Raw genomic sequence first — 22,325 nt, 5'->3', positions numbered from 1 at the left:
TTAGCTTATTCCTTTGTGTTGGCCCATCGCCTCGTTGATCAGGTCGTCCGCGGCTTCTGTGAGCAGGAAGTCGTGCGCTTCTCCATGAACCGATTCCCGCCCGATCTCCAGCATGACCGGGATGGCGAGTGGAGAAATGTGGTCGAGCCGCCGAAGCATGACGTGTCCCTTGATTCGCTTCAGCATGGCGCCGAGCCGGCCGATGTCCAAGAGTCCCGCCGCTGCATCGTTCCGTGTGGCTTCCAGGAGGATGTGGTCCGGCTCGTGCATCCGCAACACGTCGTAAATGAGGTCGGCGGATACCGTGATCTGCCGGCCCGTCTTCTCCTTGCCGGGATGGCGCTGCTCGATAAGCCCGGCGATCACCGCGCAATTGCGGAATGTCCGCTTCAGAAGGAAGGACTCGTTCAGCCATGCCTCGAGATCGTCCCCCAGCATGTCCTCGTCCAGCAGTTCCCCGAGCGAGGGCGCGCCCGCCCGGAAGGCAGCGCCCATGTCATCGAGGGCCCAGACCGCAAGCGAGTAGTCGGTGGCGACGAAGCCGAGCGGCTTCAGCCCGGCGCGGTCGAGCCTGCGGGTAAGCAGCATGCCGAGGGTCTGGTGGGCGAGACGGCCTTCGAATGCATAGATGACCATGTAGTGGCGGCTGCCGCGCGGGAAGGTCTCGATAAGCAGTTCGTTTTCCCGCGGGAGCACGGAGACGTCGTTCTGCAGCGCAAGCCAGTCTCGCACCTGCTCCGGCAGATGAGCCCGGCGCCCCGGATCGGCGAGCATTCTTCTGACCTGCGCGGCGAGATACGTGGAAAGCGGGAACTTGCCGCCGGCATAGCTCGGCACCTTCGCGTCGATGGAGAAAGCCTGCGAGACGAGGCATTCGTTCTCGCGGATACCTTCGAAGCGCAGAACCCTGCCGGAAAAGAGGAACGTGTCGCCCGGCGACAGCATTTCGAGGAAATACTCCTCCACCTTACCGAGGGACATGCCGCCCCGGCCGAGCGAGCCGCGGGCATTGCGCTTCACCATGCGCACGTTCAGCATCGGCGATTCGACGATCGTCCCGACATTGAGACGATATTGCTGCGCCACCATGGGATTCGAAACGCGCCAAAGCCCTTCTTTCGTTTTGCGGATGCGGGCGTAACGCTCATAGGTTCGAAGCGCATAGCCGCCGGTGGCGACGAGGTCGACGGCACGCTCGAAGTCCTCCCAGGAGAGACCGGTATAGGGGGCGGCGCTCGTGACCTCCTCGTAAAGCTCGACCGCATCGAACGGCTTGGCGCAGGCCATGCCGAGCACGTGTTGCGCCAGCACGTCCAGCGCACCCTTGCCGATCGGCGGCGTATCCTGGGCGCCGACATAGTTGGCATCGAGCGCCGCCTGACACTCCATCACCTCGAAGCGGTTGGCCGGCACGAGAATGGCTCGGCTCGGCTCGTCCATGCGATGGTTGGCGCGGCCGATGCGCTGGGCGAGCCGGCTCGCCCCTTTCGGGGCGCCGACATGGACGACCAGGTCGACATCGCCCCAGTCGATGCCGAGGTCGAGCGTCGACGTGGCGACGACGGCGCGCAGCCGGTTCTCGGCCATGGCCGCTTCGACCCTGCGGCGCTGGGCAACGTCGAGGGAACCGTGATGCAGCGCGATCGGAAGGTTGTCGTCATTGATCGTCCAGAGCTCTTTGAACAGCATTTCCGCCTGGCTGCGCGTGTTGACGAAGAGCAGCGTCGTGCCGTGCGCCTTGATCGCCTCGTAGACATCGGCAATCGCATAGCGGGCGGAGTGCCCCGCCCAAGGCACGTGATTGTCGCTGCGAAGTATGGAAATCTCCGGCTTGGCGCCGCCGGAAACGGTGATCAGTCCGGCATGGTTGTCCTTCCCCGGAGCTTGTGCCACGAGCCAACGCTGCAACTCCATCGGTTCGGCGACGGTGGCCGAAAGCCCGATTGACTGGAGGCGGTGTGCCAGCCGCCGCAACCGGGCGAGTCCGAGCGAAAGCAGATGGCCGCGCTTGGAGGTGACGAGCGAATGCAATTCGTCAAAAACGACATAGCGCAGGTCCTTGAAGAAGCGCTCGGCCTCGCCGTCGGCTATAAGCAGCGCGAGTTGCTCGGGTGTCGTCAGCAATAAGTCGGGTGGATTGAGCTTCTGGCGCTGGCGCTTGCCCTGAGGTGTGTCCCCCGTCCGGTTCTCGATCCGAACGGGAAGGACCATCTCGCTGACCGGCTTCATCAGGTTGCGCTCGATATCGACGGCAAGTGCCTTGAGCGGTGAGATGTAGAGAGTGTGGATGCCGACAAAGGCCGAGCCTGGCGGGATCCTGCCGCGACGGGTTAGATCGACGAGGGAGGGAAGGAAGCCGGCAAGCGTTTTACCTGCGCCCGTCGGAGCGATCAGCAACGTGCTCTCTCCCGCCTCCGCGCGGGCGAGCAACTCCAATTGGTGGGCGCGCGGCCGCCAGCCCTTTTCGGCGAACCACCTGAGGAAAGGCGCCGGCAGCGTCAGGGCGTCGCCCTTCGGCAATGGTGAATCGGTCCTGGTCACGGGGAACAAAGGTAGATCATGTGCGGCAAAAGAGAAGTCTGCAATCCCGCGTGGGCCGGCCTCTCACTCCGCGATCGCAATCCACCCGATACCTCGTCACGGAAGGCACGCGATTGCCCCTATCCTCGGGTTTAACCCGGGGACTAACCCTCTCACCACAAGCGGGGCGAGGGGACTGGAGAGCACCGCGAGTCACCTTCGCCCCGCGTGCGGGGAGAAGGTGGCCGGCAGGCCGGATGAGGGCCGCTCACTGGTCGCATGCATCCCGCCCCACTGTAGCGGGGGCGTCAAAGCGCAATGTACCTATCGGCGCGATGGTTGATCGCCACGAAGAGGTTGAGGACGACAGCGCCCAGCACCGACCAGGTGACGACCGAGGGAATGGTGATTGCGAAGGCGACTGCCAGAACAGCCATGTCAATGACAAGCTGCACCAGTCCGGCGCGAATACCGAACCGCTCCTGCAGATAAATACCGAGAATGCCGACGCCACCGAGGCTCGCCCGGTGGCGGTAGAGCGCAAGTAGGCCATATCCGAGCAGGAGGCCGCCGAGGAGCGCCGCCCAGCCGGGTTGGATCTGCCCGGTCTCGAAGAGCCGCGATTGCGCGTCGGTCAGGAAGGAGGTGAGCCCGATGGCGATGAAGGTCTTGACAGTGAAGGCCGGGCCGAGCCGTTTCAGCGAGAGGTAGAAGAAGGGCAGATTTAGGAGGAAGAAGGCGAGCCCGAAATTCACGCCGGTCGCGTAATGCAGGAGAAAGGCAATACCGGCGGTACTGCCGGTCAGAAGCCCGGCGCTCGCGAGAAAATAGAGGCCTAGAGCAGCAATCAGGCTGCCGGAAAAGATGCCTTGTGCATCCTCGATCGGCGTGTGCTTTGTAGGACTTGTGTTCCAGAGACCGAAAACGCTGCTTCCCTGTGCCATGCCGACCCCTCGAGACCGTGATGGTGACAGCATTGCTGCAACGCACAAAATTAATCAAGAAAAATATGTAAGTAATACTGACCTATTTCGCATGACAGCCTTGTGCCTCAAGCATCTTTGCGAGCGAGAAACAGGATGCCCGAGACTGGCAGGCCGGCATCCATTCGAATGATCGTGCGCTCGACTGCCACGAGCGAAAGCCCGTGCTCGGCACAGAGCGAGGCGACATAAGGCTCCGAATGGGCGTACCGCAGCGACGGGCGCAGCACGAAGCCCACCTGCGTTGCCGCATCCTCGACCGAGAAGGCGAACAGTCCGGCCGGCGCCAACAAACGGTCTATGATGAGGAACACGCTCTCGAGATTGCCGAGATACATCAGCACGTCCGCTGCGCTCACGATATCGGCAGGCTCCCTTGCCGGGTCGCGGAAAAGCCCGGAGCGCTCCGGCGGCAACGACAGGTCTGCCTGGCCCAGCCGGTCGTAGACTCCTTTTGCTTCCGCCTTTGCGAGCATGTTGACCGAAAGATCGAACCCTTCGAGGAAATCGGCGCAGTGGCGAATGCGCTCGCCGAAGAGGCCCGTGCCGCAACCGAGGTCGGTGACGTGTCGGAAGCGCTGGCTCGGCATCCTGCCGATCAGGGCAGCCAGCTTTTCCGGAACGCTGTAGTCGAGCTTTTCGACGAGCGCCTGATCGAAGCGCTCCGCATAGTCATCGAAGAGCCGCTCGACATAGGAGCTCGGCGGCTGCTGAGGCGTTTCGGCGGCGCCGAGCAGGGCAAGCTTGAGGCTGGCGCCGAAAATGTCCTCCGGACTGAGGCGAAGGGTTCTCCCCAGCGCCTCGATGGCAGCCATCTTACGGCCAGATTTCTCTTCATAGTCCGCCAGGCGGAACCAGCCGGCCGCCCAGTCCGGCGCGATTTCTAGCGCCTGGGCCATGAGCTCGGCCGCGCCTCGGTGATCGCCGCCTTCGGCGAGCATCTTGGCATAGTCGGCGCGGCGATCGGCGATCAGGTCGCCGGAGGAGAGCTGTTTCACGTACATTGGACCAACGGGTGCATTGTGATGAGCGCATCTGACGTCGCCCGGGCCAAAAGACAAGCGGAATCTCCGCTTGCGGGTGCGGAAACGGCAGCTTATGTGAGGGGAAAAAGGAGAATTCTTCGCCCATGTCGGACGGAATAAACAGGTTTTTGGGGGACTCACCGCTGCGCGTGCTGGTCAAGCTCGTCGTCGTGTCGATCCTGGTCGGTTTCGTAATGAATGTCTTCGACTGGTATCCCGCCGACATCTACTACGGCATCCGCAATTTCCTGCTCGATCTGTGGCATAAAGGGTTTGCGGCGCTTGGGCGCGTCGGAGACTATTTGCTGCTTGGTGCCGCCGTGGTCATTCCCGCCTTTATCATCCTTCGTGTATTGAGCTACCGACGTTAAGCATGCAGGATCAGTTCTTTCTTCCCCGCAGACGGCTCATTCTGTCCGCCGGTGCCGTGATTTCCGTCAGCCTTGTTGCCGGCTGCTCGACTTCCAACGTCCTTTCCCCCGACGACGGCACCGGAAGCGACCAGACCGAGGCGACACTCGGTTATGTCAACACGCTTCGCCAGGGCAGGGGTCTGTCGACGCTCGTTCGCAATCCGGCTGCTTCGGTGGCGGCAATGTACCAGGCCACACGCATGGCGCGCGCCGGCAAGATGAAACACAATATCGGCTGGCGGGACAATTTCCACGACCGGGTGAAGGGCCACGGCGTCACGCTTCCGGCCGCCGAGAACATCGCCATGGGCCAGGAGAATGCCGAGAGTGCCTACGAAGCCTGGTTCAACTCGGCGAACCACTTGAAGAACATGCTCGGCAATTATCGGGGGCTCGGCGTCGCCGTGGCGCAAAATTCCGCTTCCGGGAACCGCCCCTATTGGGCCATGGTGCTGTCCGGTTGAGCTGATTCCCAAGTCCCTTGCGGAACCGGCCGTACGGACAGAATGATGATCGCCGCCGAAAGCCTCGAAGACCGGCATGCCCGCGAAGCGGGTCCCTTTCACGTCACCAATCGGCTGATCTTTTCGATCGCCCTGCCGATGACGCTTGGGTTCCTGACGACGCCACTGCTAGGACTCGTGGATACTGCTGTCGTCGGTCGGCTTGGCCGGGCTGAATTGCTCGCCGGACTTGCGATCGGCGCGGTGATATTCGATTTAATCTTCACCACCTTCAATTTCCTGCGGGCCGCCACCACGGGCCTTGTGGCCCAGGCCTATGGTCGCGGCGACCGGCGTGAGCAGCAAGCGGTGTTCTGGCGATCGCTCACGACTGCGCTCGTCTGCGGTGGTGCCCTCGTCCTCCTGTCGCCGCTCCTGCTGGCGGGCGGGCTCCGGCTGATGGCGCCGGGTCCGGAAGTCGCGGCAGTCACCAGCACTTACTTTTTCTACAGGATTCTTTCCGGTCCGGCGGCGCTCGCCAATTACGCCATCCTCGGGTTCGTCCTTGGCCGTGGCGAGGGCTCGATCGGCTTGCTGCTGCAAACACTCATCAACGGCACCAACATCGCGTTGTCGATCCTCCTCGGGCTCGCGCTTGGCTGGGGCGTGGCCGGCGTCGCAATTGGCACCGTTGCCGGCGAAGTCATCGGCGCGCTTGCGGGCTTTGCGATCGTCTATGGCCGCTTCGACAAGAGGGACGCGCCGGATTGGGCGACGATTTTTTCGGTGGAGCGCCTCACGGCACTGTTCGGCCTCAACCGCGACATCATGATCCGCTCCTTCGTTCTGGTCGCGGCCTTCACGCTCATGACGCGCATCGGCACAGCGCTGGGTCCGGTGACGCTCGCGGCCAATGCGGTCCTGATGACGATCTTTCTTGTTGCCGGTTATTACCTCGACGGCCTTGCCAATGCGGCCGAGCAGTTGACGGGACGTTCGATAGGCGCCGCCTACCGCCCGGCCTTCGACCGTGCAATCCGTATGACTGCCGCCTGGTCGCTGGGGCTGGCCCTGTTCACGACCCTCGCCTTCCTTGTCTTCGGCGATGCGCTGGTCGATCTGTTGACGACGGCGGCGGACGTGCGCGTCGTCGCCTACGAATACATGCCCTGGGCGGCGCTCACGGCGCTGACCGGCTCGCTCGCCTTCTTGATGGACGGTGTCTTCATCGGTGCCACCTGGTCGCGCGATATGCGCAACATGATGCTCGCCGCCTTCCTCGGCTATTGCGCGGCGCTTGCCGTGCTCGTGCCGCTCTTCGGCAATCACGGTCTCTGGGCCGGGCTCAACCTGTTCCTGCTGATGCGCGGGCTATTTCTGTTGATGCTGGTGCCGCGCCGGGCAACTCAGACCTTCCGCGCGGTCCAATAGTCGAGGCGGCTGTCCCGGATGTCGCGGATGGAGGCGAGGCCCTCGCGCTCGCAGAGAGCTGAGAGGCCACGGACGATCCGCCCCGGCAGGCCCGGTCCCTCGTAAACCATGCACGAATAAAGCTGCACGAGATCGGCGCCCGCGCGGATCTTTTCCGCCGCGGCCTCCGCCGATCCGACACCGCCGACGCCGATGATCGGCAGTTCCGGACCGACGCGTTTGCGCATCCGCGCGAGCACCGCGGTCGATTTCTCGAAAAGCGGCTTGCCGGAAAGCCCCCCGGTCTCCTTTGCTTGCCGCTGGTCCTTGAGACCATCGCGCGAGAGCGTTGTATTCGACACGATCAGCCCGTCGAGGTCATGAGCCAGCACTTCCGCCGCGATATCGTCCATGCCTTCTTCGGTCAGGTCCGGGGCGATCTTGAGGAATACCGGAGGCCGCCGGCCGTTCTTGCCGGCCTCTTCATTCCGAGCAGCAAGCACGGCCGTAAGCAGTGCCGCCAGGCTTTCACGCGCCTGCAGATCGCGCAGGCCCGGCGTGTTGGGCGAGGAGATGTTTACAGTGAAATAGCGCGCGACCGAATAGAAGGTGCGGATGCCGGCGATATAGTCGGTAATCCGGTCGGCACTGTCCTTGTTGGCGCCGATATTGACGCCGATCAGCGCCTCACGCGAGCAGGCCTTGAGCCGCGCCAGTGCCGCACCATGCCCCTCATTGTTGAAGCCGAGCCGGTTGATCACCGCCTCGTCCTCGACGAGCCGGAAAAGCCGCGGCTTGTCGTTGCCTGCTTGAGGCCGCGGTGTCACCGTGCCGATCTCGGTAAAACCAAAGCCCAGTCTCAGCAGCGCCTCGGGCACCTCGGCATTCTTGTCGTAGCCCGCCGCCATGCCGATTGGATTGGGAAAGGTGAGGCCCGCTATGGTTTGCGCCAGCCTCGGATCGGAGACAGCTGCGCAGCTCGGGACTACGCCGCTCTTCAGCGCCCGGATCGAGAGTCCATGGGCGGTCTCCGGGTCGAGCAGGAACAGCCCGCGACGGGCGAGGCTTTCGAAAGGTCCGGTCATGGGGCAAGCTCGGGAAAGATATGTTTGCCGTCGGCGCCGAGCGGCAGGGGCTTTTCCCAAAGCACCGCATCGAGCATGAGCGGCGCATAGAGATGGGGGAAGAGCGCACCGCCGCGGGAAGGCTCGTAGACCAGCTTGTCTCCGAGCGCGGCCGCGTCGACGGCGACAAGCTGGAGCTCCGTCTGCCCTTCGAAATGGCGGGCTGCCGTTTCGGCGACCTGGTCGCGCGTCGAGAAGTGAACGAAACCGTCGGCGAGGTCGGCGGGCGCGCCGTCGAACCGTCCCGTGCGCCGCGCTTCCTGCCAAAGCAGTGCCGGAACGATCTTGTATATGGTAGGGTTCATCCTGTCCGCTCGCCGTCATGAAACCGAGCCATGGCCTTGCCGCAAATATCGCCGCATGTCCACCGAGGAACATCATATCGAAGCGGATTTCCTGCGGCGCGCGCCGTCTTACCAGACGCACGAAAGTCGCCGCAGCAGGTGAGCATCCAACGGAGAGGATGTCATGAAGCACGCAAGCGCAGCATTGGGTCTCGTCCTGAGCTTTGCATGGGCGCTTTCGGTGGGCGCCCAGGAACCCTCGCCTGGACGCTATTCGATGCAGAAGTCCGAGACGGGATTCGCCCGGCTCGACACCGAAACGGGCGAGGTCGACCTCTGCCAGGAGAAGAATGGCGAACTCGTTTGCCGCATGGCGGCCGACGAGCGTGCAGCATTCGAGAGGGAGCTAGATCTTCTGACCAAACGCGTCGACGCCCTCGAAAAGGCCCTTCAGAGCGGTGCAACGACAAGGAAACAGGATCTTCCGACTGACGAAGAGATTGACCGGACAATGAGCATCATGGAAAGAATTATGCGGAAGTTCATGGAGATCGTTAAGGAATTCGAAGGGCAAGAGGGCTCGCCCGCCAATCGGGACGAGCAGGTACCCGACAGGACGTGATGTCCCGTTGGCGGCGGAGGGCGCCTGCTGCTGCATCTTATCCCGAAGCGAATTCAATGGTAGTAGGATCTGCATCCTATGTATTGCAGCTGAGGCTCTTGGGAGGGGGCGTCACCATGCCGGACATAACCATCATCATCGCCGACGACCATCCGCTGTTTCGAGGCGCGATGCGCCAGGCGCTGAGCGGGATGGCCGGCGCGCCGGCCATCGTCGAGGCAGGCGATTTCGCTGCGGCGCGCAAGGCAGCAGCCGCCCACCCGGACGCCGACCTGATGCTCCTGGACCTGACCATGCCTGGGGTCAGCGGGCTTTCCGGACTGATTGCGTTGCGAGCCGAATTCCCGAGCCTGCCGGTGATGATTGTCTCCGCACATGACGATCCGGCAACGATCCATCGCGCCATCGATCTCGGCGCCGCGGGCTTTCTATCGAAATCGGCCGGCATCGAGGAGATTCGCAACGGCATCGCGAGGGTCATGGCCGGGGAAATCTTCGTGCCGTCCGGCTACGATCGGAATCAGGAATACGAGCCGGAACTGGCCGATCTCATGCACCGGCTGCAGACCCTGACGCCGCAGCAGTCGCGCGTGCTCTCGATGCTCGCCGAGGGTCTGCTCAACAAGCAGATCGCTTATGAGCTCGGCGTTTCCGAAGCGACCATCAAGGCCCATGTTTCGGCGATCCTCTTGAAGCTCAATGTCGACAGCCGCACCCAGGCGGTTATCCAGCTGCAGAAGCTCGGGAACGTCGCCGCGGCTTGAGCCTGCCTTTGCCACTCTCTCCTGGAGCCGCGTGCGGGGAGAGGGTCAGGGTGAGGGGCTGTTACGACACAGGTCTCGAGGGCAACTACTCTGCAGCCGCCCTTGAAGCGGCCGCGAGTTGCGTCAGCCAGGCACGCAAGGCGGCGGGACGTACCGGTTTGTGCTGCAAGGAGATGCCGTCGTGTTCGGCAGCGCCGCGGACCTCCGGCGTGCGATCGGCGGTCACCAATAAGGACGGGATGTTCTCTTTCCAAAGGGAGCGGATGCAGGCGATCGCCTCAATGCCGGTGCCGTCACCAAGGTGATAGTCGGCGACGACGGCGTCCGGGCGAGCCGCGAGTCCGTCAGGCCCCATCCCGGCGCAGGCTGAAAGCGACTCTGCCGTGGTGATCGTGCAGCCCCAGCCGCCAAGCAACAGAGCCATGCCCTCGAGGATCTTCACCTCGTTGTCGACGCACAGCACGTGGAGCCCGGTCAGAGCATCCGCCGATTTCGGTGCCGCCAGCACTTGCGGCTTTTGTCGGTCGCCGCTCGTAACCAGCGGCACGGTCACCTTGAAGCCGGTTCCCTTGCCGGGCTTCGATTGCAGACCGACGGGATGATTGAGAACGCGCGAGATGCGGTCGACGATTGACAGGCCGAGGCCGAGGCCGGCGGCCGTTCGCGCGCCTTCTTCGAGGCGCGCGAATTCCTTGAAGACGGTGCGGAATTTCGAGGGCGGAATGCCGATGCCTGAATCGAGCACCTCGATGGTCGCCACTTTTCCGCGCCGGCGAGCCCCGATCAGCACCTTGCCTCGGAGCGTGTATTTGACGGCATTTGAGACCAGGTTCTGCACGACGCGCCGCAAGAGGTTCGGGTCGCTATGCACGACAAGCGAGGTTGGCATGACGACAAGCTCGATATCCTTCTCCCGCGCCATCGGCGCGAAATCGGTTTCCATGCGCTTGAACAATTCGCCGAGGGGCACCGATTGCAGCCGCGGCTTCATGGCTCCGGTGTCCAGTCTGGAAATGTCGAGCACGGCGCCGAGGATCGCCTCCACCGATTCCAGAGAGGAGTCGATGTTCTGCACCAGCGCCCTGTTCTCGGAATCGCCGAGCCGCTCCACGAGCGACGAGGAATAGAGCCGCGCGGCATTGAGCGGCTGCAGGATGTCGTGTCCAGCGGCGGCGAAGAAGCGGGTCTTGCCGATATTTGCTTCTTCGGCCGCGGCCCGCGCTTCGGCGAGTTCACGGTTCACCCGCGTCAATTCGCCCGTCCGTTCGGCGACGCGCTGTTCCAATGTCTCGTTCGCCTGCTTCAATGCCATGTCGGCGGCGACGCGCTGGGTGATGTCGGTATAGGTGGTGACGATGCCCTTGTCGGGCATGGCATTGGTCCGAACCTCGACGATGCGCGTGCCGTTGGCAAGTTCCAGCAGGAAGGGCTTGTCAAGCGTCAGGAAGTTGGCGATCAGCGCCGCCTCGTCCTCCTTGCGGATATCGCCGCGACGAGTAAGCGTCGCGACGATTCCGGCCAGCGGAAAGCCGACTTGGCCGGCGGTCTCCGGCAGATCGAGCAATTGCCGGAACCGCCGGTTCCAGATGATCAGGTTGTTTGCATTGTCGAAGACGGCGATGCCCTGGTCCATCTGCGAAAGCGCCGTCTGCAGCATATCCTGGTTGTATTGGAGCGCCTCGCTTGCCTGGTCGAGCAGCCAGGCCGTATCGGAGGAAGCGTCGTCCACGCGCTGCAGGGCGAGCGACAGCACCAGTCGCGCCGAAGACGAGCCGATTGCGCTGCCGAGCAATTGCTCGGAGAAATGGACAAGCGCCATGTCGGCCGAGGCGTTTTCATCCAGCCACCGGCCGGACTGCCGCTCATAGGTGTGGAAAGAGCGCTGCATGCGCTCCTCGCCCATATATCGAGCGATTGTCGTTTTGAGATCTCGCACCGTCACTTTCGTCTTCCGGCCACGGAAGGTTCCTTCCGTGCGCGAGCGGCGCGTGATGAACACTCCCGCCTGGAACCGCTCCAGCGGTTTCGGCGTGCGCGTCAGCGAGCCGAGTACGTAGGCGGTCGTGTTGACGAGCATGCTGAGCGCGGTTGCATTGACCAGCGGGTCGGACTGCGGTCCTGAGAAAAGATCGGTAAAAGGCAGCAGGAAACCTAGCACTGTCGAGGCGACATGCGAATTGTCCGGGCCGCCGAGGCTCGGCAGGAACAAGAGATAGGCCCAGACGAGAAAGCCGGAGACCATGCCGGAGATCGCGCCGCGGGCGTTCGCCTGCCTCCAGACGAGGCCGCCAAAAAGCGCCGGCGCCATTTGCGAGATGGCGACGAAAGAAAGCAGGCCCAATGAAGCAAGGCCGGCGCTGATGTCCGCCGAGCGGTAATAACCATAGCCGAGAAGCAGAACGACGAATATCGCCGTGCGCCGGATATTGAGGAGGGTGCCGGCCATGTCCTCTTGCAGGGAGCCGCGCGTTCCGAGCCGCCGGCGCAGGAAAACAGGCATGACGATGTCGTTGGAGACCATGATCGACAGGGCGACCGAGGCGACGATGACCATGGCCGTTGCAGCAGAGAAGCCGCCGATGAAGGTGGTCAAGGTCAGGAGCGGCATGTCATTCGCGAGCGGCAGCGTCAAGAGATAGAGGTCGGCGTCGCCGGACCCGGAAAAGGTGACAATACCGGCGATCGCTATAGGCAGCACGAAGAGGTTGATGGCGACCAGATAGAGCGGGAAGAGAATGCCGGCGGTGCGCAGTTCCGTGTCGGTGCGGTTCTCAACGACGGTGACGTGGAATTGCCGCGGCAGCATGATGATGGCAAAGCTGGAGAGCACGATCAGCAGGATCCATCGCGCCGGCGGCGTCTCGTAAGCGAGCGCGGAAAGCGCATCGGGGCTTTGCTGTGCCTGCGCCCAAAGCTCAGCGGGCCCTCCGAAAAGAATGAAGACGACGTAAATGCCCATCCCCAGCATGGCGGCGAGCTTCACGACCGATTCCATGGCGACTGCCAGGATCAGCCCGTCCTGGTGCTCGGTCGCGTCCGTGTGGCGCGTGCCGAAGACGATGGCGAAACAGGCGAGGAAGAGCGTGACGAGAAGTGGCAGGTCGATGAAGTTCTGCCCGGAGCCGATCCCGTACTCGCTGGTGTCGACCATCGCGGCGACGGAACTCGAAACCGCCTTGAGTTGGAGTGCGATATAGGGGATGGCGCCCACCAGCGAGATCAGCGCCACAATCGCGGCGACCGCCGGGTTCTTGCCGTAGCGGGCGGCTAGGAAATCGGCGACGGAGGTCAATCTCTCCGTTTTCGCCAGCCGAACGATGCGGCGGATCAGCGGCAGGCCCAAGGTGAACATCAGGATCGGGCCGATATAGATCCCGGTGAATTCGAGGCCGCGTTCGGCGGCCAGGCCAACGCCGCCGAAATAAGTCCAGGACGTACAGTAGATGGCGAGGCTCAGCGCATAGACGAGCGGCCTGCCCTTGTTGGCAATACTGCTTTTTCTGGCCTGCCGGTCGCCATAGCTTGCAACCGCGAAGAGCAGCAGCAGATAGGCGAAGGCCGAGGCAAAAATAACCGAACCCGAAAGCATGCCTCACTCCTCTGCGCGAAGCATAGGGCAACTCCCTGTCTTTGAGAATTGGCTCTCCATTCGTCTTAAGTCCAAGATGCGCTGGCCTCGCCGGAGCGGAATTGATCGACCGCAAGTGGCGTGGTTCCGTCGTATGCGGGTTTGGTTTAGATTCGTAATCATCGGTTGCGCGCCGGGCAGGGTGCGCGCCACTCCAAAGGCACCTTACGGAGATATGCATGCTGAACGAATTCAAGGAGTTTATTGCCCGCGGCAACGTGATCGATCTTGCGGTCGGCGTGATCATCGGTGCCGCATTCAGCAAGATTGTCGATTCGGTCGTCAACGACCTCGTCATGCCGATCGTCGGCGCGATAACCGGTGGCGGCTTTGACTTCTCTGATTACTTCCTGCCGCTTACGGCGAACGTCACGGCACCGACCCTTGCGGCAGCACGCCAGCAGGGCGCCGTTTTTGCCTATGGCAATTTCATCACCGTATTTATCAATTTCCTCATCCTCGCCTGGATCATCTTTCTGATGATCAAGGTTGTGAATCGCATTCGCGCTTCTGTCGAAAGGGAGAGGCCGCCGCAACCGGCTGCGCCGCCGCCCGAGGACATACAATTGTTGTCGGAGATTCGCGATATCCTGAAGCAACGGGCGTGATGCAGGCGCCGGGTGGCGGCCCGTCCTCGCGCAGTTCGCGAAAACATCACAGAAATCGATAGACAGGTCAGCGAATATCGCGTGATCGTCGGCATGAAACTGTCTAGAAGCGGCGAGCAGTTCAGGAGCCGCCGATGACGATCATGACCAGCCTCAGCCCCCGTGCCCTTTCGGCGCCCGAAAGCGGCATCGTCCAAGTCGTGAACTACGCGCGCAACCGCGAAGGGCTCATTCCGCTCTGGGTCGGCGAGGGCGATCTTCCCACACCCGACTTCATCAGCCGGGCCGCAGCGGACGCATTGATGGCGGGCGAGACGTTCTATACCTGGCAGCGCGGATTCCCGCCGCTTCGCGAGGCGCTGGTGCGCTATTACGAGCGCCGCTTCCAGAAAACCCTGTCGCCGGAGAATTTCTACGTCACCGGATCGGGCATGCAGGCGATCAAGCTTGCAATCGAGGCGATCACCTCGCCAGGCGACGAGGTCGTTCTCCTCACGCCCGCGTGGCCGAATTTCGCGGCTGCCGCCGACCTCTCGGATGCCCGGCCCGTATCGGTGCCGCTGCGGTTTCAGAACGGCAAATGGCAGCTCGATCTTGGCCGCCTCGAGGCGGCGATCGGAAAGAAAACGCGGGCGCTCTTCATCAATACGCCCTCCAACCCGACCGGCTGGACGGCGAGCCGCGACGACCTAGAAGCAATCCTCGTTGTGGCACGCAAGCATGGCATCTGGGTGGTCGCCGACGAGATTTATGCGCTCTACTATTATCTCGGCGGGCGGGCGCCATCCTTCCTCGACATTATGGAGGAGGAAGACCGTATCCTCTTCGTCAATTCCTTTTCCAAGAACTGGGCGATGACCGGTTGGCGCGTCGGCTGGATCGTGGCGCCGCCGGCAATGGGGCAGGTGCTCGAGAATCTGATTCAATATTCGACCTCCGGGGTTGCCCAATTCATGCAGCGCGGCGCCGTCGTCGCGCTCGAGGAGGGCGACGATTTCGTAAACGCGAATGTTGCCAGGGCTCGAGGCAACCGCGACCTTTTCTGCGACGCGCTGATCGCGACCAATCGTGTCGAGAAACTGAAGCCCGATGGAGCCCTCTACGCCTTTCTGAAAATCGACGGCGTTACGGACTCTCGCCGGGCGGCGATCGAAATCGTCGATAAGGCGGGGATTGGCCTCGCGCCCGGAACGGCATTCGGCACGGGCGGCGAGCTCTTCATGCGCGCCTGTTTCCTACGTGATCCGGCCCAGATCGCGGAAGCGGCGGACCGCCTGCGCCGCTATATTCTCGCCCTCTGACATCGATCGATAAATTGCGATCGATTTCGGAGGTCCGAGTTTAACCACGCCGACCAGAATAGCGCGCGAATCCAGGTCCGGGCGCCCGTGTTTTACCGATTCCGAAAGCATCAACCGTCTTTCCTGTCCCGGTCTCACAGGGGCGGCAGAAATCAATGGGCATATTGGTGACTGGTGGTGCAGGTTATATCGGCAGCCATATGGTTTGGTCGCTGCTCGATGCCGGGGAAGAAGTCGTCGTGCTCGACAGCCTGACGACCGGATTTCGCTGGGCGGTGGCGCGCGAGGCACGCTTTTATTTCGGCGATGTGGGAGACCCGGCTGTCCTTGCGCGAATATTTGCCGAGAACGAGATCGACGCAGTGGTCCATTTTGCCGGATCGGCAATCGTGCCGGAATCGGTCGCCAACCCGCTCGCCTATTATGACAACAACACGGCGAGGACGCGCACGCTCATAGCCGCATCGATCAAGGCCGGGATACGCCACTTCGTCTTCTCGTCGACCGCTGCCGTCTACGGCACCCAGGATACGCCCAATCCGGTCAAGGAGTCGGCAGCCTTGCGGCCGGAAAGTCCCTATGGTCGCTCCAAGCTGATGACGGAGATGATGCTCGAGGACGCCGCGGCCGCCCATGACTTCAGCTATGTGGCACTTAGATATTTCAATGTGGCGGGGGCCGACCCGCTCGGTCGTGCCGGGCAGTCGACGCTCGGCGCCACCCATCTCATCAAGGTCGCCTGCGAGACGGCGCTCGGCAAGCGCCGCAAGATCGACGTTTTCGGCACAGATTATCCGACCCCCGATGGCACCGGCGTTCGCGACTATATCCACGTCAGCGACCTGGTCGCCGCCCACAGGAACGCGCTCGATTACTTGAGAGACGGCGGTCAGCCTCTCGTCTCAAATTGCGGCTATGGCGAGGGCTTCTCGGTTCTGCAGGTGCTCGATGCAGTGCGGCGGGTTTCCGGCCGCGAGTTTCGTGTCGACTTCGCGCCTAGGCGCCCGGGCGATGCCGCGCAGGTGGTCGCCGATCCATCACTTGCACGACTGAAGCTCGATTGGGTGCCGACCCACGCAAGCCTCGAACACATCGTCCAGAGCGCCTTCGATTGGGAGAGTTATCTCAGTCGCAAGAACAGCTTCGATGAAGGGCGCGAGCAAGAAAGCCGGCTCGTCGCCAATGGCTGATCCGACGGCTCATATTGTAAGAAGTCTATCCCTGATCCTCGCCGAGGAGTTTGCGCTCGTGCGCAATCGCGTGATCGATGAGCTGCGACCACAGCCGATCGTAGAATTCCGGCTCGAGGCCGAACTCGGTTGCGCTCCTTCGGACATTTTCCCTGACCTCGGCGACACGCGCCGGAATATCCGCCTTGAGCTTCAGCGGACGTTTGATCTCGGCGGCACGTTCGATATAGCCCCAGCGTTCTGCAAACAGCATCATCAGGGCGCGATCCAGCCGATCGATTTCGGCACGGATGTCCGCCATTGTCGCGCATTCTGCGGGGGTTTTCTGCATGTCCGGCTCCTGCGGGGCGCCGCCCCAATCGTTGCGCCGACTTGCTAGCAAAGGGCATGCGGGCTGAGAAGGGGAAAAAGGGCCGCAGCAAAGGTCTGGTCACCTCGGCGGGCGATCGTCCGGGGGAGTAGGGTGCGGTCCTGTCTCCGTCCGGCGATCGCCTGCCGACGTGTGTTATGACGGTATTCCCGCAAACTTGAGCGGAGCTTTCTCGCTCAACTCCCGAGCGCGAGCTTGATCGCCAAGCCGACCACGCTCACAGCGGCGACGCCGGCGAGCCAAAGGCCGACGAACCAGAGGAGCTTCCGCCCAAGTCCAGCCGCTTGCCTCAATGGTAGCCCTCCTCCGGATCGACCTTGCCGCGGAACACCCAGTAGGCATAGCCGGTGTAGGCGAGGATGATCGGCACCAGAACAAGTGCGCCGACGAGCAGGAAGGCGAGGCTGTCGTCCGGTGCCGCCGCGTCCCAGATCGTCAGCGACGGCGGTATGATATAGGGGTAAAAGCTGATGCCGATGCCGATGTAACCAAGCAGGAAGAGGCCGAGGCTGGCGATGAAGGGCTGCGTATCATGCCGGTCGCGAATACCCTTCAGCAGCAGATAGAGGCATCCGAGCACGAGCAGCGGCACGATGACGCTGAAGATTGCTGTCGGCCAGCCGAACCAGCGCTCGAGATAGACCGGTTCGAGAAATGGCGTCCAGAGGCTGACTATGCCCATGGCTGCGATGGTGGCGAAAGAGCATCGGAGCGCAATGGAGCGGGCATGTTCGGCAAGCGGGCCGCGCGTCTTCATGACCAGCCAGGTTGCCCCTAGCAGCGCATAGCCGACGACGATCGCAAGTCCCGTCACAATGGAAAACGGCGTCAGCCAGTCCCACCAGCCACCCACGTAGGTGCGGTTGGCGATCGGTATCCCTTGGACGAGTGCGCCGAGTGCCAGCCCCTGCGAGAAGGCAGCAAGCATCGATCCGCCGGCAAAGGCCCAGTTCCACAGGAACTCGCCTCGCCGCGTGCGCCAGCGGTATTCGAAAGCGACACCGCGGAAGATGAGGCCGAGCAACATGGCGATGATCGGCGCGTAGAGCGCCGGCAGCACCGTGGCATAGGCGAGAGGAAAGACCGCCATGAGACCGCCGCCGCCCAGCACCAGCCAAGTCTCGTTGCCGTCCCAAACCGGCGCGACGGAATTCATCATCACATCGCGGTCGTGTTTTTCCGGAAAGAGCGGAAAGAGGATTCCGACGCCGAGGTCGAATCCGTCGAGGACGACGTAGGCGAGAACGGCGAAGGCGATGAGGGCGGCCCAGATCAGCGGCAGGTCAATGTCCATGATGGGCTCCATGGGGTTGGGCCGGCCCGGGCATGACGCCCGCGGTGCGGATAGGTCCCTCGTCGAGTTCCGGCATCGCATCACGGGGCAGGCGCGCCATCAGCCGCAGGATGTAGAACGTCCCGGCACCGAAGACGAAGAAATACACGATGATGAAGGCGATGAGCGACGCGCCGACCGCCGGGGCGCCGATGGGCGAGATCGACTCGGCCGTCAGGAGATGGCCGTAGACCGTGTAGGGCTGGCGTCCGACCTCGGTCGTGACCCAGCCGGCAAGCACAGCCAGGAAGCCGGCGGGTCCCATGAGGACGACGGTGCGATGCAGCCAGGCATTGGTGCCAAGCGTGCCGCGATACCGGCACCAGAGGCTCCAAACACCGATGCCGAGCATCGAGAAGCCGATCACCAGCATGACACGGAAAGACCAGAAGACGATGCCGACCGGAGGATGCAACTCTTCTGGAATCGTGTCCAACCCGGCGAGCGGCGCATTGAGATCGTGTTTCAGGATCAGGCTCGACAATTTCGGGATTTCAATCGCGTAGTCGACCCGCTTCTCAGCGGCATTGGGTATGCCGAACAGAATGAGCGGCGCCCCGTCTGGATGGCTCTCGTAGTGCCCTTCCATGGCCATCACCTTGGCCGGCTGGTGCTCGAGCGTGTTGAGACCGTGCTGGTCGCCGGCGAAGATCTGGATCGGCGCGACGATGGCCGCCATCCACATGGCCATGGAGAACATGGTGTAGGCGCGGCGCGGTGCGGTTTTTCGCAGGAGATGAAAGGCCCCGCAGCCGCCGACCACGAAGGCGGTGGTCAGATAGGCCGCGAGCACCATATGGACGAGCCTGTAGGGGAAGGACGGGTTGAAGATCACCGCCCACCAGTCGTCAGGAACGAACTGACCCGCCTCGTTCATGGAAAAGCCCGCCGGCGTCTGCATCCACGAATTCACCGCCAATATCCAGGTGGCGGAGATCAGCGTCCCGAAGGCGACCATCGCGGTTGCGAGAAAATGCAGCTTCGGGCCCACTCGATTGAGGCCGAACAGCATGACGCCGAGGAAGCCTGCCTCCAGAAAGAAGGCCGTCAGCACCTCGTAGCCCATCAGCGGTCCGATCACCGGCCCAGCCTTGTCGGAGAACACGCTCCAGTTGGTGCCGAACTGGTAGGACATGACGATGCCCGAGACGACTCCCATTCCGAAGGCGACGGCGAAGATCGTCTTCCAGAAGTTGAAAAGCTCCAGATAGACCACATCCTTCTTCCAGAGCCAGAGCGCTTCGAGCACCGCGAGGTAGCTTGCGAGACCAATGGAAAAGGCCGGAAAGATGATGTGGAACGAAACCGTGAAGGCAAATTGAATGCGTGCGAGCAGAATTGCATCAAAGGCTTCGAACACGTCGCGATCCTTTCGGCGGAAGGAGGCGGAGTCCGCCCCCTCGCATTATCGCTTGTCGGCGCCGCAACCGGGTCGGCGCCGTTCGATTTCATCGTGTGATTGAATCTGCGGTAAAATTGCCAAAGGTCAATGATTACCCGGCCGCCACGTTGTCACACTGCGGCAATCTTTCGCCTGCGGCATTTTGGTCGGAGGGGCTCAGCAGCGCCCAAGGAAGGCCTCTGCGAGTTCCGTCCAGAAGGCGGCACCGATCGGCAGCAGGTCGTCGTTGAAATCGTAGCCCGGGTGGTGGAGCGGCTTCTCCTCGCCCGTCACGCGCGATCCGAGGAAGAAATAGGCGCCGGGCCTTTCCTTCAGCATATAGGCGAAGTCCTCGCTGCCCATATAGGGTCGCGCGAGATCGACGACCTTGTCCGCCCCGGCGAAGCGGATAGCGAGATCCCGGACGAAGTCCGTTTCGGCTTTGTGGTTGATCGTCGCGTCGTAGCTTCGCTGATAGTCGACCGTCGCGCGCATTCCGAAACTCGTAGCTTGGGCCTCAGCAATCGTCCGGATGCGGCGTTCGAGTTCATCCCGCACAGCCGCGTCGAAGGAACGGATGCCGACGACGATCTCGGCCCGCTCCGGAATGATATTGCTCGCCGATCCTGCGTGAAATGCGCCGACGGTCACGACGGCTGGATCCATGGGGTGGATGTTGCGCGCAACGATCGATTGCAGCGCCATGACGATGCTGGCGCCGCAGACGATCGGATCAGCCGTGTCCTGCGGTTCGGCGCCGTGCCCCCCGCGGCCGTGGACGGTAATCCGTGCCTCGTCCACAGCCGCCATCACCGGCCCTTCCCGGAGCGCGAATTGGCCGAAGGGCAGGCCCGGCTCGTTGTGGAGCGCGAACACGGCGTCACAGGGGAATTTATCGAACAGACCCTCGTCGATCATAATCTTCGCCCCGCCGAAATTCTCCTCGGCCGGCTGAAAGATGAGGTGGATCGTGCCGTCGAAGCTCTTCCGCTCGGCAAGCGCGCGGGCCGCGCCCAAGAGCATGGCGGTGTGGCCGTCATGGCCGCAGGCATGCATCCGCCCCGGAATCCGGCTGGCATAGTCGAGCCCGGTTTCCTCATGGATCGGCAGCGCATCAATATCGGCGCGGATGCCGATCGAGCGGAAGCCGGTGCCGTTCGTCAGGGTGCCGACGACGCCGGTCTTCGCAAGTCCCGTTGTCACCCGATAGCCGACGGCGTCGAGATAGCGCGCGACGAACGCGGAGGTCCGCGTCTCCTCCAGGCCCAGTTCCGGATGGGCGTGCAGGTCGCGCCGGATAGCGAGGAGCTCAGGCATGGCGTTGTCGATGGCGGCGGAAAGTCTCATGTCAGGCACCACGGGTCGGGATACGGTTTTCGAAATAGCGGAAGGCGAGCACGAGAAGGCCCGTCAGGCACAGATAGATCAGTGCGAGCAGCAGCAGCGGCTCATAAGTCAGGAAAGTTTCCTGCCGCACCTTCGAGATCACGGCATAGACATCGATGACGGTGATGGTCGCGACAAGCGGCGTCGACTTGAGCTGCAGCACCGTTTCGCCGGTGAGCGTTGGGAGCGCACGGTGGACGGCACGCGGCAGCCAAATGCGCCGGAACATCGTCCATCGCCCCATTCCATACGCGCGCGCCGCCTCCAACTCGCCCTGCGGTACGCCTGCGAAGGCACCGCGCATCACCTCGCCTTCATAGGCGGCAAAGGAGATCGTCAGCGCCGCGACACCATAGGGCCAAGCCTCGCGCAGATAGGGCCAGAGGAAGGATTGGCGGATCGTCGGGAACTGCGGGAACAGCGAACCGAGCCCGTAATAGAGCAGCCAGAGCTGCAGGAGCAGCGGCGTGCCACGGATGACGGTGCAGAAGAGACGGGCGGGACCTTTGAGGAACCAAGGGCCGGTCACCTGCACAAGCCCCAGCGGAATCGCCAGCAGGAAGCCGAGGATCGACGTGCTGAAGAGCATTGCCAGGCTGACCAGGATGCCGCTGCCCAAGCGGGGCATGTAGCGCGGCAGCCAATCCCAGCGCATGAAAATCGCGATGCCTAGCACCAGGCCAACGAAGAGGGCGATCAGCACGATGCGATGCGGCTTGAAGAAGCTCTCCGCCTGGGGGAGATCGTCGGGGGAGAAGGCGAGCGCGTGGGTGGTTTCGTTGCTCATCTCTGCTCCACGAAGCACCGGCGCGCATGCCGTTCAATAAAGCCGATGATCAGGTTGGAAACGAGCGTCAGCGCCAGATAGAGCGCGCCGGCCGCGCAGAAGAAGAGGAAATAGGCCTTGGTGGCGCCGGCTGCCTGGCGCGTCACCAGTGTCAGCTCGGCAAACCCGACCACGGCGAGCAGCGCCGTATCCTTGGTGGCTATCAGCCAAAGATTGGAGAGGCCCGGAATGGCATAGGGGAGCATCGCCGGCAGGGTGATTCGGCGGAGCACCTTGGCCGGCGACATGCCATAGGCGCGTGCCGCCTCGATCTGACCGGCCGGCACTGCCTTGATCGCGCCGCGCAGTACCTCCGTCGAATAGGCGCCCTGGACGACGCCGATGACGAAGATCCCGGCCATCAGGCCGCTGATGTCGACCGCACCGAGCCCGAGAAGGCCCAGCAATTGGTTCAGGAGATCAGTGCCCGCATAGTAGAGGAGCAGGATCAGCACGAGCTCGGGCACGGCGCGCACAATCGTCGTATAGCACTCGAGCAAATCGCGCAGCACCGGGCCGCCATAGAGCTTGCCGAAAGCGCCGCCGATGCCGAGCAGGAGCCCGAGTGCGTAACCGCCGAGGGCGATCTCGATCGAGTGGAGGAAGCCCTGCAGCAGCAAGCCGCCCCAGCCCGGTGCCGAGAGCGCGAGCAGGCTCCAGTTGACGAAGGAATCCATGGAGATCAACTCCGAACGTTTCGGCCGGTGGTTTCAC

General features: G+C 62.8%; 20 protein-coding genes. 8 read left to right on the top strand and 12 right to left on the bottom strand.

Annotated features, from left to right (window positions below):
- The 3 genes from J2Z31_RS10940 to J2Z31_RS10930 form a co-directional block, all read right to left on the bottom strand.
- Positions 1 to 2,550 (bottom strand): ligase-associated DNA damage response DEXH box helicase, encoded by a 2,550-nt coding sequence (locus tag J2Z31_RS10940; RefSeq protein ID WP_209601912.1) that lies wholly within the window; start codon positions 2,548 to 2,550, stop codon positions 1 to 3.
- 278 nt (positions 2,551 to 2,828) lie between these two features.
- Positions 2,829 to 3,464, bottom strand: a complete 636-nt coding sequence (locus tag J2Z31_RS10935) for a YitT family protein (RefSeq protein WP_209601911.1) — start codon at positions 3,462 to 3,464, stop codon at positions 2,829 to 2,831.
- Between the two features lie 107 nt (positions 3,465 to 3,571).
- Positions 3,572 to 4,507 (bottom strand): class I SAM-dependent DNA methyltransferase, encoded by a 936-nt coding sequence (locus tag J2Z31_RS10930; protein ID WP_209601910.1) that lies wholly within the window; start codon positions 4,505 to 4,507, stop codon positions 3,572 to 3,574.
- A 125-nt stretch (positions 4,508 to 4,632) separates the two neighbouring features.
- On the opposite strand from J2Z31_RS10930, the gene J2Z31_RS10925 reads away from it, so the two are divergent.
- From J2Z31_RS10925 to J2Z31_RS10915, 3 genes are read left to right on the top strand one after another with little or no spacing between them, the layout of a single operon-like run.
- Entirely contained in the window at positions 4,633 to 4,899 is a 267-nt protein-coding gene (locus tag J2Z31_RS10925; protein ID WP_209601909.1) for a DUF6460 domain-containing protein, read from the top strand.
- Positions 4,900 to 4,901: 2 nt separating this feature from the next.
- The gene (locus J2Z31_RS10920; RefSeq protein WP_209601908.1) at positions 4,902 to 5,405 is read left to right on the top strand and encodes a CAP domain-containing protein; all 504 of its coding nucleotides are present in this window, start codon (positions 4,902 to 4,904) and stop codon (positions 5,403 to 5,405) included.
- A gap of 45 nt (positions 5,406 to 5,450) precedes the next feature.
- Positions 5,451 to 6,815 carry an MATE family efflux transporter gene (locus J2Z31_RS10915; protein WP_408022024.1) on the top strand — a complete coding sequence of 455 codons (1,365 nt, stop codon included), beginning with the start codon at positions 5,451 to 5,453 and terminating at the stop codon, positions 6,813 to 6,815.
- Here J2Z31_RS10915 and J2Z31_RS10910 read toward each other — a convergent pair.
- Both J2Z31_RS10910 and J2Z31_RS10905 read right to left on the bottom strand, forming a co-directional pair.
- The gene (locus tag J2Z31_RS10910) at positions 6,791 to 7,879 is read right to left on the bottom strand and encodes a quinone-dependent dihydroorotate dehydrogenase (RefSeq protein WP_209601906.1); all 1,089 of its coding nucleotides are present in this window, start codon (positions 7,877 to 7,879) and stop codon (positions 6,791 to 6,793) included. The two genes, J2Z31_RS10915 and J2Z31_RS10910, sit on opposite strands and share 25 nt — an antisense overlap.
- Entirely contained in the window at positions 7,876 to 8,223 is a 348-nt protein-coding gene (locus J2Z31_RS10905; protein ID WP_209601905.1) for a DUF952 domain-containing protein, read from the bottom strand. Before J2Z31_RS10905 ends, J2Z31_RS10910 begins: the two co-directional genes overlap by 4 nt.
- Positions 8,224 to 8,386: 163 nt before the next feature.
- Between J2Z31_RS10905 and J2Z31_RS10900 the strand changes: the two genes are divergently transcribed.
- Together J2Z31_RS10900 and J2Z31_RS10895 are read left to right on the top strand one after the other, a co-directional pair.
- A complete protein-coding gene (locus J2Z31_RS10900; RefSeq protein ID WP_209601904.1) occupies positions 8,387 to 8,824 on the top strand; it encodes a hypothetical protein in 438 nt (145 codons plus the stop codon).
- A gap of 116 nt (positions 8,825 to 8,940) precedes the next feature.
- Entirely contained in the window at positions 8,941 to 9,588 is a 648-nt protein-coding gene (locus J2Z31_RS10895) for a response regulator transcription factor (RefSeq protein ID WP_209601903.1), read from the top strand.
- Between the two features lie 85 nt (positions 9,589 to 9,673).
- Here the strand turns inward: J2Z31_RS10895 and J2Z31_RS10890 are convergent, their stop codons facing one another.
- Complete coding sequence (locus J2Z31_RS10890; protein ID WP_209601902.1) at positions 9,674 to 13,177, bottom strand: PAS domain-containing hybrid sensor histidine kinase/response regulator; 3,504 nt, start codon at positions 13,175 to 13,177, stop codon at positions 9,674 to 9,676.
- A 218-nt stretch (positions 13,178 to 13,395) separates the two neighbouring features.
- Here J2Z31_RS10890 and mscL point away from each other — a divergent pair, with 218 nt between their 5' ends.
- From mscL to galE, 3 genes are all read left to right on the top strand, one after another.
- The gene (mscL, locus tag J2Z31_RS10885; RefSeq protein WP_209601901.1) at positions 13,396 to 13,824 is read left to right on the top strand and encodes a large conductance mechanosensitive channel protein MscL; all 429 of its coding nucleotides are present in this window, start codon (positions 13,396 to 13,398) and stop codon (positions 13,822 to 13,824) included.
- Positions 13,825 to 13,958: 134 nt separating this feature from the next.
- Positions 13,959 to 15,125 carry a pyridoxal phosphate-dependent aminotransferase gene (locus J2Z31_RS10880; RefSeq protein WP_209601900.1) on the top strand — a complete coding sequence of 389 codons (1,167 nt, stop codon included), beginning with the start codon at positions 13,959 to 13,961 and terminating at the stop codon, positions 15,123 to 15,125.
- A gap of 155 nt (positions 15,126 to 15,280) precedes the next feature.
- A complete protein-coding gene (galE, locus tag J2Z31_RS10875; protein ID WP_209601899.1) occupies positions 15,281 to 16,315 on the top strand; it encodes a UDP-glucose 4-epimerase GalE in 1,035 nt (344 codons plus the stop codon).
- A 25-nt stretch (positions 16,316 to 16,340) separates the two neighbouring features.
- Here galE and J2Z31_RS10870 read toward each other — a convergent pair whose 3' ends face one another.
- The 6 genes from J2Z31_RS10870 to J2Z31_RS10845 form a co-directional block, all read right to left on the bottom strand.
- Positions 16,341 to 16,646 (bottom strand): chorismate mutase family protein, encoded by a 306-nt coding sequence (locus J2Z31_RS10870; RefSeq protein ID WP_209601898.1) that lies wholly within the window; start codon positions 16,644 to 16,646, stop codon positions 16,341 to 16,343.
- A gap of 328 nt (positions 16,647 to 16,974) precedes the next feature.
- Complete coding sequence (cydB, locus tag J2Z31_RS10865; protein ID WP_209601897.1) at positions 16,975 to 17,979, bottom strand: cytochrome d ubiquinol oxidase subunit II; 1,005 nt, start codon at positions 17,977 to 17,979, stop codon at positions 16,975 to 16,977.
- Positions 17,969 to 19,378, bottom strand: coding sequence for a cytochrome ubiquinol oxidase subunit I (locus J2Z31_RS10860; RefSeq protein WP_209601896.1), 1,410 nt, complete (start codon positions 19,376 to 19,378; stop codon positions 17,969 to 17,971). Before J2Z31_RS10860 ends, cydB begins: the two co-directional genes overlap by 11 nt.
- Positions 19,379 to 19,576: 198 nt before the next feature.
- A complete protein-coding gene (locus tag J2Z31_RS10855; RefSeq protein ID WP_209601895.1) occupies positions 19,577 to 20,746 on the bottom strand; it encodes a M20 aminoacylase family protein in 1,170 nt (389 codons plus the stop codon).
- A 1-nt stretch (position 20,747) separates the two neighbouring features.
- Complete coding sequence (locus J2Z31_RS10850; protein WP_209601894.1) at positions 20,748 to 21,572, bottom strand: ABC transporter permease; 825 nt, start codon at positions 21,570 to 21,572, stop codon at positions 20,748 to 20,750.
- A complete protein-coding gene (locus J2Z31_RS10845) occupies positions 21,569 to 22,288 on the bottom strand; it encodes an ABC transporter permease (RefSeq protein ID WP_234939358.1) in 720 nt (239 codons plus the stop codon). The genes J2Z31_RS10850 and J2Z31_RS10845 overlap by 4 nt, the downstream gene beginning before the upstream one ends.
- Positions 22,289 to 22,325 lie beyond the last annotated feature (37 nt).

The organism is Sinorhizobium kostiense, assembly GCF_017874595.1.
Taxonomy (GTDB): Bacteria; Pseudomonadota; Alphaproteobacteria; order Rhizobiales; family Rhizobiaceae; genus Sinorhizobium; species Sinorhizobium kostiense.
The sequence above is the reverse complement of the archived record's forward strand: the minus strand, read 5'-3'. Positions and strand labels throughout refer to the sequence as shown.

Bases quoted from the DNA above. Each gene is read 5' to 3' on its own strand.
- J2Z31_RS10935 (WP_209601911.1), bottom strand. From the start codon at position 3,464: ATGGCACAGGGAAGCAGCGTTTTCGGTCTCTGGAACACAAGTCCTACA.
- J2Z31_RS10930 (WP_209601910.1), bottom strand. From the start codon at position 4,507: ATGTACGTGAAACAGCTCTCCTCCGGCGACCTGATCGCCGATCGCCGC.
- J2Z31_RS10925 (WP_209601909.1), top strand. From the start codon at position 4,633: ATGTCGGACGGAATAAACAGGTTTTTGGGGGACTCACCGCTGCGCGTG.
- J2Z31_RS10920 (WP_209601908.1), top strand. From the start codon at position 4,902: ATGCAGGATCAGTTCTTTCTTCCCCGCAGACGGCTCATTCTGTCCGCC.
- J2Z31_RS10915 (WP_408022024.1), top strand. From the start codon at position 5,451: ATGATCGCCGCCGAAAGCCTCGAAGACCGGCATGCCCGCGAAGCGGGT.
- J2Z31_RS10910 (WP_209601906.1), bottom strand. From the start codon at position 7,879: ATGACCGGACCTTTCGAAAGCCTCGCCCGTCGCGGGCTGTTCCTGCTC.
- J2Z31_RS10905 (WP_209601905.1), bottom strand. From the start codon at position 8,223: ATGAACCCTACCATATACAAGATCGTTCCGGCACTGCTTTGGCAGGAA.
- J2Z31_RS10900 (WP_209601904.1), top strand. From the start codon at position 8,387: ATGAAGCACGCAAGCGCAGCATTGGGTCTCGTCCTGAGCTTTGCATGG.
- J2Z31_RS10895 (WP_209601903.1), top strand. From the start codon at position 8,941: ATGCCGGACATAACCATCATCATCGCCGACGACCATCCGCTGTTTCGA.
- J2Z31_RS10890 (WP_209601902.1), bottom strand. From the start codon at position 13,177: ATGCTTTCGGGTTCGGTTATTTTTGCCTCGGCCTTCGCCTATCTGCTG.
- mscL (WP_209601901.1), top strand. From the start codon at position 13,396: ATGCTGAACGAATTCAAGGAGTTTATTGCCCGCGGCAACGTGATCGAT.
- J2Z31_RS10880 (WP_209601900.1), top strand. From the start codon at position 13,959: ATGACGATCATGACCAGCCTCAGCCCCCGTGCCCTTTCGGCGCCCGAA.
- galE (WP_209601899.1), top strand. From the start codon at position 15,281: ATGGGCATATTGGTGACTGGTGGTGCAGGTTATATCGGCAGCCATATG.
- J2Z31_RS10870 (WP_209601898.1), bottom strand. From the start codon at position 16,646: ATGCAGAAAACCCCCGCAGAATGCGCGACAATGGCGGACATCCGTGCC.
- cydB (WP_209601897.1), bottom strand. From the start codon at position 17,979: ATGGACATTGACCTGCCGCTGATCTGGGCCGCCCTCATCGCCTTCGCC.
- J2Z31_RS10855 (WP_209601895.1), bottom strand. From the start codon at position 20,746: ATGAGACTTTCCGCCGCCATCGACAACGCCATGCCTGAGCTCCTCGCT.
- J2Z31_RS10850 (WP_209601894.1), bottom strand. From the start codon at position 21,572: ATGAGCAACGAAACCACCCACGCGCTCGCCTTCTCCCCCGACGATCTC.
- J2Z31_RS10845 (WP_234939358.1), bottom strand. From the start codon at position 22,288: ATGGATTCCTTCGTCAACTGGAGCCTGCTCGCGCTCTCGGCACCGGGC.